8 protein-coding genes are annotated in these 11,278 nt (G+C 74.4%); all 8 read right to left on the bottom strand.

All coding sequences use genetic code 11. The features are described 5' to 3' along the window. Window positions 1-308: 308 nt before the first annotated feature. Window positions 309-2,180, bottom strand: coding sequence for an FAD/NAD(P)-binding protein (locus tag ACFXGA_RS33370; RefSeq protein WP_378094921.1), 1,872 nt, complete (start codon window positions 2,178-2,180; stop codon window positions 309-311). Window positions 2,181-2,774: 594 nt separating this feature from the next. Further along, a complete protein-coding gene (locus tag ACFXGA_RS33365; RefSeq protein ID WP_378094919.1) occupies window positions 2,775-3,359 on the bottom strand; it encodes a TetR/AcrR family transcriptional regulator in 585 nt (194 codons plus the stop codon). A 107-nt stretch (window positions 3,360-3,466) separates the two neighbouring features. After that, complete coding sequence (locus tag ACFXGA_RS33360) at window positions 3,467-4,441, bottom strand: carotenoid oxygenase family protein (protein WP_378094917.1); 975 nt, start codon at window positions 4,439-4,441, stop codon at window positions 3,467-3,469. Window positions 4,442-4,616: 175 nt separating this feature from the next. Then, window positions 4,617-6,155, bottom strand: coding sequence for an acyl-CoA carboxylase subunit beta (locus ACFXGA_RS33355; RefSeq protein WP_378094938.1), 1,539 nt, complete (start codon window positions 6,153-6,155; stop codon window positions 4,617-4,619). A gap of 65 nt (window positions 6,156-6,220) precedes the next feature. Continuing rightward, entirely contained in the window at window positions 6,221-7,237 is a 1,017-nt protein-coding gene (locus tag ACFXGA_RS33350) for an SDR family NAD(P)-dependent oxidoreductase (RefSeq protein WP_378094915.1), read from the bottom strand. Window positions 7,238-7,270: 33 nt separating this feature from the next. Next, window positions 7,271-7,777, bottom strand: a complete 507-nt coding sequence (locus ACFXGA_RS33345) for a flavin reductase family protein (protein WP_378094913.1) — start codon at window positions 7,775-7,777, stop codon at window positions 7,271-7,273. Next, the gene (locus tag ACFXGA_RS33340; protein ID WP_378094911.1) at window positions 7,774-8,232 is read right to left on the bottom strand and encodes an acyl-CoA thioesterase; all 459 of its coding nucleotides are present in this window, start codon (window positions 8,230-8,232) and stop codon (window positions 7,774-7,776) included. Before ACFXGA_RS33340 ends, ACFXGA_RS33345 begins: the two co-directional genes overlap by 4 nt. 1 nt (window position 8,233) lies before the next feature. Further along, the coding region (locus ACFXGA_RS33335) for an SDR family NAD(P)-dependent oxidoreductase (protein ID WP_378094909.1) at window positions 8,234-11,278 on the bottom strand (3,045 nt) is incomplete at its 5' end.

Genomic DNA, 11,278 nt, shown 5'->3' with positions numbered 1-11,278 from the left:
CGGGGCAGTTCACGGGGTCCGGGGAGGTTTCGCGGCGGCCGCCTCCCCGGGCCCCCCCCACCCCGCCCGCCCCACCCGCCCCCCCGGGTTTGTGTCGAAGGCGTCGAGCCATGATCCCGAGCGTCGCAGTCGTACGCCCGGTCCCGCATCTTCTCGTGTGCGAGGTGGTGCGCCGTTCGAGTCGATCCGCCGTGGTAGTCGGTGGTCCGCGTGCCGTTCACGCCACCCGTCGGGGTGAGCAACGGCGGAGTGGTCCGACACCGCCGCCGCACCGTAGGAATGGTGACGGGAGAAGGGAGGGGTTTCGGTCAGCCGACCGGTTCCGCGGCTCCTTCGAGCCCCAGCAGGAACCGGAGTTCGCGCGGGGTCACGGAGAGGTCGGTCAGCTTGGTGGTCGCCGCGGTGTTCACCGCGAACCGCACCGCCCGGTCGTCGGGCACGACGCCGCCGGCGCGGGCGATCACCTCCCGGACCCGCCGGAGGTTGTCCTCCAGGCGACCGGCCGCGACCTCGCGGTCGGCACGGTCTCGGGTGGCCATCCGGCGGACGTCGAGCATGACCGAGCCGGACACGGCGTCGCGCAGCTCGGGGTCGGGCGCGTCGGTCAACGACGGGACGAGGTCCGCCGCCCGGTCGTCGTAGCAGGACTCCAGCCGGTGCAGCGTCGTCGCGGCGACCTCCACCGAGTGGTTCTTGATCGCGGCGAGGTTGAACGTGAACGCGCCGGTCCGGCCGTTGCGCACGATCTCGTCGCCCTCGCGCGGGCTGCCGACGACCGAGATCGGCCCGGACGGCGTTCCGCCCGGTCCGAGGAGGCGGCCGCACGGGTCCACCTCGACGCCGCGGCCGGTGCGGCGGTGCGGCACGGCCAGCTCGCGGCGCAGCAGGCTCGACCAGAGCGCCGAGTCCGCGCGCTCGTAGTTCGACTCGCGGCCGAACGGCCCGACGACCAGGTCGGCCTCGACGGTCCGCGTCGTGCCCCCGTCCGCGACCGTCACGACCAGCGTGCCGGCGTCGGTGGCGTGGATGCGCTGGACGCGACCGCCGGTGAGCACGACCGGGCCGTCCCCGCCGGTGGCGGCATCGACGATGTCCGTGGTGTACGCCATGGCGCTCACCCGCAATACCGCGATGAGGCTGCCGTAGCTGTCGAGCAGGGCGCGCAACTCGTCGGTGGGCACGCGTTCCAGGATTGCCGGGAGGTGCGGTTCCCACGATTTCGCGACCCGTTCGGTGACCACGTCCGGCGATATCCCGGGGTGCTCGCGGGCCACGGCGGCGCACGCCCGGTCCCATTCCTCGCGGATCCGGCGGACGAATTCCTCCCGCCCTTCGTAGGTGGCCGCGGACAGGCGCGGCGGGGATAACTCGAAGACCTGGTGGCGGTGGTCCGCCGGATAAGTGCGCGGCGTGAGCCCGGAACCCGAGATCATGTGGATGCGGCCTTCGTGGCCCTGGCGCAGGAGCAGCGTCGCGGTGTCGTACCCGCTGAGCAGGGTGCCGATGACGGCCACCACGGCGTCTTTGCGGACGTTCAGCACGCGGTCGATGCCGTCGGGCGAATAGGGGCTGCGCACGAACGCGGGGTGGTCCAGCACCTCGGCGGCGTAAGCCGGGTGCTTCGTCTCCAGGCCGGTCGCGAGCACGACGTGGTCGGCTTCCAGGGTGGCGCGGGCGACCGCCGGGGAACCGGCCGGCAGGGCGAGGTGCTCCACCACGACGTGCGCGCGGTCGCCGAAGACCTCCAGGTCGACCGCTTCCCCGTCGGCCTCGACCAGCGTCACGCCGCGCGCCGCCTCGCGGACGGCCTCGGCCAGCCGGTCGACCAGGTAGTCCTGGTAGATCCGGCGCGGCGCCGGACCGGACTCGGTGAACGCGAAGTCCCGCCAGTCCGCGGGCCAGTCCGACCGGTCCGCCTCGTGGTTGGCCCAGTTCACGAAGTCGTCCACGTCCTCGCGGAAGGCCGACATGCGCCCCGCCTGGATGTTGAAGACGTGGTGCCAGTGGTTGCTCTCGCGCTGGTAGGCCACGCCGGAGCACCGGTAGTCCGGACGGCGTTCGAGCAGCACCACTTCCAGTGGCTCGCGGGCGAACCGGAGGAGGCGGATGGCGGTCGCGGTGCCGGCCAACCCCGCTCCGACGACGACAACCCTGCGCACCCGGTCGAAGCTTCTCACCATGCCACCTGTGTCCCCTCTGGCGCTCCGCGCCGAAGTCGGGAAGGCCCGGCCGAGGCCGTGCCGCACCGCACGGCGCACTGGGTGATCGGGGGCAGAATACCGCTGACCAGGGTCATTGAAAACGGTGTGATGCAACCTCGCCGGGCTATTTTCCGACACCCCGCCGGACGGCGGGCGAACCGTGGGAAGCGGACGTCGGCGCAGGTCAGCGGCCTGGGAGCGGCGAGCGGGCAACGATGGGGACGGATGTCCGCACATTCCCGTAGTCATTCCGGCCCAAGCCCTTGACAATTGTTGCGGCAGCCGGTTTGGACCATTCGGTCGAAAGGGGGGCGAATCGCCGCGGAAGTGCGGCGGACGAACCCCGGCCGCCGGCTGACGAACCGGGGCGGCCGGGCGGGAACCGGCGGGCGGGGAGCGGGCGGCGCGAGGCGAACCCGGCGGGACGCGAGACGGACCGGCGGCTGCCGGTGAGCGGGCGCGGCGGCGGACAGCGGGGCGGCGGTGGGCGGCGAACCGGGGCCGGCGCGACGGAGAGCGGGCAGGCCGGCAGAGAGCAGGGGGATCGAAAACCGCGGGCCGCCGGGCGGGGCGTCAGGAGCCGTTCGACCGCGGTGCGGTGGCGAGGACCCGCTCGGCCAGGCGTCGGGCCCGCCGGGCGGGGCCGTCCGGGCCGAAGGACTGACCGGAGGCGTGCACGCCCTCGAAGATCAGCATGAGGTGGTCGGCCAGCTCGGCCGGGTCGTCCACGCCGAGCGCTTCGGCCAGCTCGCCGATCCGGTCGCGCGTCCACGACTTCGCCGCGACGGCGTTGCGGTGCGCGGGCAGCGTGGGCTCCGGGAACTCGGACAGCGACATGAGGAACGCGCACCCGCGGAACTCGGCGGAGGAGACCTCCGCGAACGCGAGGTCGAGCACCGCCAGGATCCGCTCGCGCGGGTCCGGTCCGGCGGACGCGACCGCCGCGCCGAACCGGGCGCGGAAGTCGAGGTCCGCGCGCTCGACGTAGGCGCCGACGAGGTCGTCCTTCGACGCGAACAGGCGGTAGAGGGTGGTGGGCGCGATCCCCGCCTCGGCCGCGACGAGGTCGACGCCGGTGGCCCGGATGCCCTTGCGGTAGAACAGGTCCGCGGCCACCCGGAGGACGTGGGAACGGGTCTCGGCAGCGCTTCGTGGCACGGTTCCCCTCGCCGTCGCGGTGCCAGGGATGGTTCCCTCCAGTTTAGCGCCACCCCGGCGGACCTGCCACGACGCGGCGAGGCGATCAAGGGGCGACCGGCGGGCGCTCAGGACGCCGGAGGGCGGTCGTCGAGCCAGGCGGCGTTGCGCGAGGCGGGCACTGCGAACGGCAGCCGCACGACCGCGACCGGCGGACCGGCCAGGTCGGCGGCGTCCAGCACCAGCACCTCGTCGCCCGCGACCACCACCACCCAGCCGTCGCCCTCCTCCCGGCCGCGCGGCACGAACACCGGCCGACCGGGCGTGACGGCCAGCTCGCGCCGCCACGTGCAACCGAGCGCCACGTCGTGCCGGACGACCGCGGCGCCCGCCGCGCCGAACACGAACCGGTGCCGACGGCCGGTCCGGCGCTCGTCCACGCCGGCGACGTCCACCGCGGCCAGCTCCACGCGGCGCACCCGGCCGGTGGCGAGGTCGATCACGTGGCGGCGCAGCACGCCCGGCGCCCAGACGGCGTCCACGACCACGCGGCCCAGGTCCTCGTAGGCGTTGACCAGGGAGAGCACCTCGCCCTCGCCGGCCTCGAACCAGTCGGGCCGGCCGTAGGCGAGCAGGCCGACGCGCACCGGGCCGCGAGCCGGACCGGAGTACGGGTCGCGCAGGCCGACCAGGTCGGCGGCGCGGCTGTAGCGGGGTGGCGAGTCGAAGACGACGACGAACCGCTCGGTCACCCCGACCGCGCGCATCCGGGGCGCGCCCTCCAGCGGGAACGGCTCGGCGCGCAGCACCCCGCCGCCCTCGTCCGGCATCACGTGCTCGACGTAGCCGAAGTCCTGGTGCGACACGGCCGGGTGCCAGACCTCGCCGTCGAAGACGGGTCGGGCCATCGTGGCCCCGGAGGGCCGGTCGGCGGGCGCGAGCGCGGCCGGGCGCGGCCCGCGGTACCACCGCGCGCCGTCGGGCCCCAGGCGGACGCCGGACACCCCGTACCTGCCGGACCAGACCACCGCACCGCGCAGGTCGACGGGGAGCCGACCCCGCACGACCGGCGACTCCGCGGCTTCCCGTACCGACGCGACCACGCGAACCACCCCGTCCAGGGATTCCATAACACTGTCTTACTACCATTTATAGCGGCGTTATGGAACCCCGTCAAGCCGCTCCGGCACCCTGCGGCAGGTATACCACCCGGCGTATCGCCCACACGACAACGGCACCCCACCGGGCGGTGGGGTGCCGTTGTCGTCGCGCCGCGGGCTACAGCGGCACGTTGCCGTGCTTGCGCGGCGGGGTGGGCCGGCGCTTGTTCCGCAGCATCGCCAACCCCCGCGCCACCGCGGACCGGGTGTGCGCCGGGTCGATCACGTCGTCGACCAGCCCCCGCTCGGCCGCGTAGTACGGGTGCACGAGCTGTTCCGAGTACTCCGCGAGCAGCTCGGCGCGCAACGCGTCCGGATCGGCGGCGGCGGCCAGCTCCTTGCGGAAGATGACGTTCACCGCGCCCTCCGCGCCCATCACCGCGATCTCGTTGGTGGGCCACGCCAGCGACAGATCCGTCCCGATGGAGCGCGAGTCCATCACGATGTACGCGCCACCGTACGCCTTGCGCACGATCACCTGGATCCGGGGCACGGACGCCTCGCAGTAGGCGTAGAGCAGCTTGGCCCCGTGCCGGATGACGCCCGCGTGCTCCTGCGCCGTCCCGGGCAGGAACCCGGGCACGTCGACCAGCGACACGAGGGGGATGCCGAAGGCGTCGCAGAACCGCACGAACCGCGCCGCTTTCTGGGACGCCTCGATGTCGAGCACGCCTGCGGACACGATCGGCTGGTTGCCGACCAGGCCGACGACACCGCCGTCGATCCGGCCGAACGCCACGACGACGTTGCGCGCCCAGCCCTCGTGCACCTCGATGAACTCCCCGTCGTCCACCACCTCCGCCATGAGCACGCGCATGTCGTAGGGCTGGTTCGGCTCCACGGGCACGATCGCCGCGAAGTCCGGCCGCACGTCGTCCACCGCGCCCACCGGCTCGTGGGCGGGCGGCGGCTCCAGGTTGTTCGACGGCAGCAGCGACACCAGGTAGCGGACGTCCTCCAGGCACGACTCCTCGTCGTCGTGCACGAACGACGCCACGCCGGACAGCTCGCCGTGCACGGCCGCGCCGCCGAGCTGGTCGTGCGTCACCTCCTCCCCCGACACGGCGTGCACCACGTCCGGTCCCGTCAGGTACATCTGCGCGGTGCCGCGCACCATGAACGTGAAGTCCGCCAACGCGGGCGAGTAGGCCGCGCCGCCCGCCGACGGCCCGAGCACCACGGCGATCTGCGGCACGATCCCGGACGCGGCGACCTGGCGGCGGAAGATGCCGCCGTAGCCGTCCAGCGCCATCACGCCCTCCTGGATCCGCGCGCCGCCGGAGTCGTGCAGGGCGATGATCGGCGAGCCGGTGTCGACGGCCATGTCCATCACCTTGTGGATCTTCGCCGCGTGCGCCTGGCCCAGCGACCCGCCGAAGATGGTGAAGTCCTGCGCGTAGACGAACACGCGCCGGCCGTCGATCGTGCCCGAGCCCGCCACCACGCCGTCGGTGTGCGGGCGGTGCTCGGACACCTTCAGGCCGTGCGCCTGGTGCCGCCGGTACAGCTCGACCTCGGTGAACGAGCCCTCGTCCAGCAGCATCTCCAGGCGCTCGCGGGCGGTGCGCTTGCCCAGCGCGCGTTGCCGGCGCACCGCGTCGGCGTTGGCGACCGCCCGGTCGCGCAGGTCGTCGTTGCGCTCCCGGAGCAGCGCCATCGTGCGCGGGGGCAGCTCCGGCCGGATGTCCGCGTGCCCGTTGACCCGGTCGATCCCTGAAGTCGTCATCGTCGTCCCGCCTGGCGTTCGGTCAGCGCCCCGGTGTCGACCAGCCACCGCACCGTGTCGGTGACCGTGTCGGCGAACGGGCGGGGCTTCAGGTCGAGCGTGCTCGCGGCCGGGTCGACCCGGACCGCCGCGCCGACGGTGGCGATCGCCCCGTACTCGGCGGGGAGGTGCCACGGCCAGGCCGGCTGCACCAGGTCGACGAACCGGCCGACGGGCGTCATCAGCGCCGGGGGCAGGAACACCGCGGGCAACGCGCGCCCGGTGGCCTGCCTGATCCCCTCGACGTACTCGCGCGTGGTGAGGTAGCGCCCGGGGCCGAAGTGCCGCCCCGGGGGCTCGGCGGCGTCCGGGCCCAGCAGCGCCACGTGCAGCGCCGCCGTGTCCCGCACGTCGCCGATCTGCAGGCCGCCCGCGGGCCACATCGGCATGATCCCGCGCAGCGTGTTGCGCAGCCGGTCGGTCTGGTCGCCGAACTTCGGGTCGTGCGGCCCGAGGAGGGCCGGCGGGTAGCTCACGACCACCGGCGCCCCCTCGTCCTGGTGCCGCCGCGCGATGGCCTCCGACGCGGCCTTGGTGGCCGCGTACGGCTCGCGCGTCGTGCCGACGGGCGAGTCCTCGCGGATGACCCGCACGCCCGGCGTGAACAGCGCCGCGATGCTGGACACGTGGACGATCCGACCGGCGCCGGCCCGGCGGGCGGCGCCGAGCACCACCTCCGTGCCGCGGGCGTTGGTGCGCAGCATCTCCGCCCTCCTGCGCCGGTCGAACGAGTACACCGACGCCGCGTGCACGACGGCGTCCGCGCCGCGCACCGCCGCGGCGACCGACCGCTCGTCGGTCACGTCCCCGACGACGACGTCCACCGCGTCGGGTGGCACCTCCAGCGGCCGGGTGGCGGCGGCCACCGCGTTCGCGTCCCGGACCAGCAGTCGGACCCGGTGCCCGGCCCGGACCAGCTCCGCCGCCGTGTGCGAGCCGACCAGACCGGTACCGCCCGTGACGGTCACCAGCATGTGCACTCCTCCCGAGGTGTGGGGAACCCGACGTCAGACCCGGTGGAACGCGCTGCCGTAGAACAGCAGCGCCCGGGCGTCCGCGCCCCGGCTGCACGCGAGCACCCGGCCGACGAAGATCGTGTGGTCCCCGCCGTCGTGGGACCGCACCAGCTCGCACTCCAGCCAGGCCAGCGACCCGTTCAGCAGCGGCGCGGCGCTGTGCCGGCCCTCGACCCAGTCGACCGCGTCGAACTGCTCGGGCCCCAGCGGGCGGCGCTTGTCGGCGAAGTACTTCGCGGTGTCCCGCTGGTCCGCGCCCATGATCGACACGCCGAAGCGCCCGGTCTTGGCGATGGCGTCGTGCATCACCGCGGAGTGGGCGATGCACACGAGCACGAGCGGCGGGTCGAGCGACACCGAGGTGAACGCGTTGGCCGTCATGCCGTGGATGTGCTCACCGCCGACCGTCAACACCGTCACGCCGGTCGCGAACAGGGACATGGCGTCCCGCAGCGACGTCTCCTCCATCGTGGTGGCGGCCTCGTACACGGTCGTCACACCCCCTGGCCGGCGCGGGCGAGCACCGGGGCCCCGGCGTAGGGCGCGAGCGCCTTGCGCAGGTCCTCCGGCACCCGGGACGGCACCGTGTTGGTGTTCGGGCCGCGCATGCACGCGATCCGCTGCCTGCCCTTGGCGACCAGGACCTCCTGGCCGCCGGTGACCTTGACGTAGTCGAAGGCGAACTGGACCTGGGTCTGGGTCAGCTCCTCCAGCCGCATCCGCACCGACAGCTCGTCGAAGAGGGTGATCTCGGAGAAGAACTCGCACTCGACCTTGAGGGTGAACAGCTTGAGGTCGTCCTGGAGGTCGCGGAGCACGCTCGGCGCGTTCTCCTTGAGGAACATCTCCCGGCACCGGCCCTGCCACCGCAGGTAGTTCACGTAGTACACGTTGCCGACGAGGTTGGTCTCCTCGAACCCGACCGTGTGGCGGATCTCGTAGTAGTTCGACACGTCAGTCCTCCTTGCCGACGAGCACCGTGAACACCACCGGCTCGGGCCGGTCGTTGAGGGTGGTCACCCAGGTGGCGACCTTGGCGTCGCCGGTCGACAGCACGGCCCAGCCGTCGGGGTGCACCCGGTCGACGGTGAGCGCCTGCGTGGTGGAGCCGGTCTTGCGCAGGCACTCCAGCGCGCCCCACACCCGCGTGCCCGCCACGGCGGCCGTCTCGCCCGCCTCGGCGGCGAGCAGGTCGCGCACGCCGATCAGGTCGGCGCCGAGCAGGTCCACCCAGTCCTCCTCCGCGCGGGCCGCGGCCGACTCGACGTCCACGCCGACCGTGCCGCCCGCCGCGGCCACCGCGAACGTGACGCCCGCGCTGTGCGAGGCGGACACCGCCGCGCCGTCGACCTCGGGCTTGCCGTCGGGCCGGTACCGCACGTCGACCGGCCGGTCGAGCGCCCGGCTCAGCGCGAGCGCGGTCTGCGCGCGGCGCTCCGGCGTGACGCCGGCCGGGTCGGGCTCGACCACGACCGCGCGGCTGCCGCCCAGCACCCGCTCCAGCGAGCGCTCCAGGTAGGAGCCGAGCATGGTGGGCGTCCACGGGCCCGCGCCGTCGCGCTTGCGCACGGCCCGCAGCACCAGGCCCTCCCACCGCTCGACGAGCCGGCCGCCGGGGTCGCGCACGTCGAGGTCGTAGGTGTAGCTGTCGCCGTCCTGCGACCGCTCCCGCGCGTCCAGCACGACGTACTCGGTGAGCTGGTCGACCGGCGCGGCCAGGTACAGCCGCTCGACGCTCTGCGGCAGCAGCGTCGCGTCGGGGACGCAGCACTGGATGGCGTGCATCATCACGTCGCGCGTGCCGGGGTCGGCCAGCATCCGGTCCTGCGGCAGGAACGGGGCGAACCAGGAGGCGACGGAGGTCGTGGCGACCTCGGCCACCGCGTGCCGGGCGCTCGCCCGCCGGTAGCCCTGCAACCGCTGGAACCGCTTGCCCTGGAACAGGACGCTGCCGTACAGCTCGGTGACCGGGTCCACCGGCACCAGCGGCAGCACGGGCGCGGCGTCGACCACGTCGCCGGGGATCGCCGGGCGCGGGAACCGCAGCCTGGCCCGGAAGTGGTCGGCGGAGAACCCGGTGTCCTCGGCCCGGATCGCCACGTCCACGGTCCCGGCGTCGCGGGCCAGCGCGGCGATCCGCACGGTCAGCGAGCCGCCCGGCCGCACGACCACCGGCCGCAGGAACTCCACGTCCTCCAGCAGCGGCGGCGCGTCGTGCCCGGTGAGGGCGACGGCCACCTGGGTCATGGCCTCCATGCCAAGGACCGCCGGGAACAGCAGGTCGCCCTCCAGCAGGTGGTCGCCCAGGTACGGGTCGCTGCCGTCGGACAGGTCGGCCTCGGTGACCAGCTCGACCGACGGGTAGTGGACCAAGACGCGGTCCACGAACCGGGCCAGCGGCAGCTCGGTGCGCGCCATCTCCAGCGTGGGCAGGCCCGCCGCGCGGCCGGAGACCACGAGCACGGGGCCCACGGTCGGGTCGGCCAGCACCTCGCGCAGCACCGCGAGGCCCGCGTCGGTGGAGATCGGCGTGATGCCGTCGCGCATCAGCGCCTCGACCACGCCCAGCCGCTCGCCCATGCCCGCGCCGGACCAGACCGACCACTCCAGGGCCAGCACCCGCGCCCGCGGGTGCCGCTCGCCGAACTCGACGGTCAGCTCGGACATCCAGTCGTTCGCGGTGGAGTAGTGCGCCTCGCCGCGCAGGCCGGCCCGGCCGATGATGCTGCCGAACGTGACCAGGAGCTTGATCCGCTCCCCGTCCACGGCGTCGAGCACGGCGCGCAGGCCCGCGACCTTCGGCGCGAGCGTGGCCCGGAAGTCCTCTTCGGACAGACCGGTCAGCGCCTTCGGCTCGTTGCGGCCCGCGCCGTGCAGCACGGCGGTCACCTCGCCCAGTTCGGCGCGGAACCCCGCCACCGCGGCCGCGACCTGCTCGGCCGAGGTCACGTCGGCCCGCTCGTAGCGGTGCCGGATGCCCGCCGCGGCCATCCGGGCCAGGTTGGCCGCCAGCTCCGGGTCGGCGGCCGGGTCGGCGCGGCCGATCAGCGCGAGCGACGCGCCCGAGTCGGCGGCCATCGCGATGGCGCACTCGGCCGTGATGCCCTTGCCGCCGCCGGTGACCAGCAGCACGTCGTCGGGGCCCAGCGGGGCGGAGCCGGGCTCGACCCCGCCGGACACCGCCCGCAGCACCGGCACGGTCCGCACGCCGTCGGCGTCGTAGCGGGCCTGCGAGAAGCCGGTCGTGGCCGCGACCTCGGCCGCCACCCGCCGCACCGCGTCGGTGTCGTCGGCCAGGTCGACCAGCGTCACCGGGATGTGCGGCGCCTCCAGGTGCAGCGTGCGGGCCAGGCCGGACGCGCCCAGCCGGTGCTGCACGACCGCGAGCCGGCGGCCGGTGGCGAGCACGTCGCGCGCGGCCTCCAGGAACAGGCCGACGTGCGCGTCGCCGCCCTCCGGCGGCAGCAGCAGGAGCACGCCGTCGCCGGGCAGGCCGGCCTTCAGCGGCTCGGCGAGCGCATGTCCCTCGGGCGCGTAGACGGTCCACTCCCCCGTCGCGCCCGGCGCCGCGCCGACCAGCTCGCGCTCGACGTGCTCGACCAGGAACGGCCGCACCCACGGCGCGACACCCGGCACCTCGCCGTGGTCGCGTTCCGCGGCGTGCGCGGTGTCGGCGAGGTTGTCGATCAGCTCGGCCAGCTCGCCCATCCGCACGGTGGCGAAGTTGGTCGTGCCCTCCAGGGCGGGCCGGCCCAGGGTGCGGGTGACCTCGTTGACGAGCTGGCCGACCGTGATGGAGCTGAGGTGCAGGTCGTCCAACGGGTGGGTGTGCGCGGTGATGGCCTCCAGCGGCAGCTCCACGCGCTGCGCGGCCAGCCGGCGCAGCAGTTCCAGCGTGGACTCGCCGTCGGGGGTCGTGGGGGGCGCCGCGCGGGCGGGGGGCCCCCCCGGGGGGCCGCCCCCCCCCCCCCCCCCCCCCCCCCCCCCCCCCCCCCGCCC

It is taken from the genome of Actinosynnema sp. NPDC059335, assembly GCF_042752395.1.
Classification (GTDB): domain Bacteria; phylum Actinomycetota; class Actinomycetes; order Mycobacteriales; family Pseudonocardiaceae; genus Actinosynnema.
This window is presented reverse-complemented; position numbering and strand designations above follow the sequence as displayed.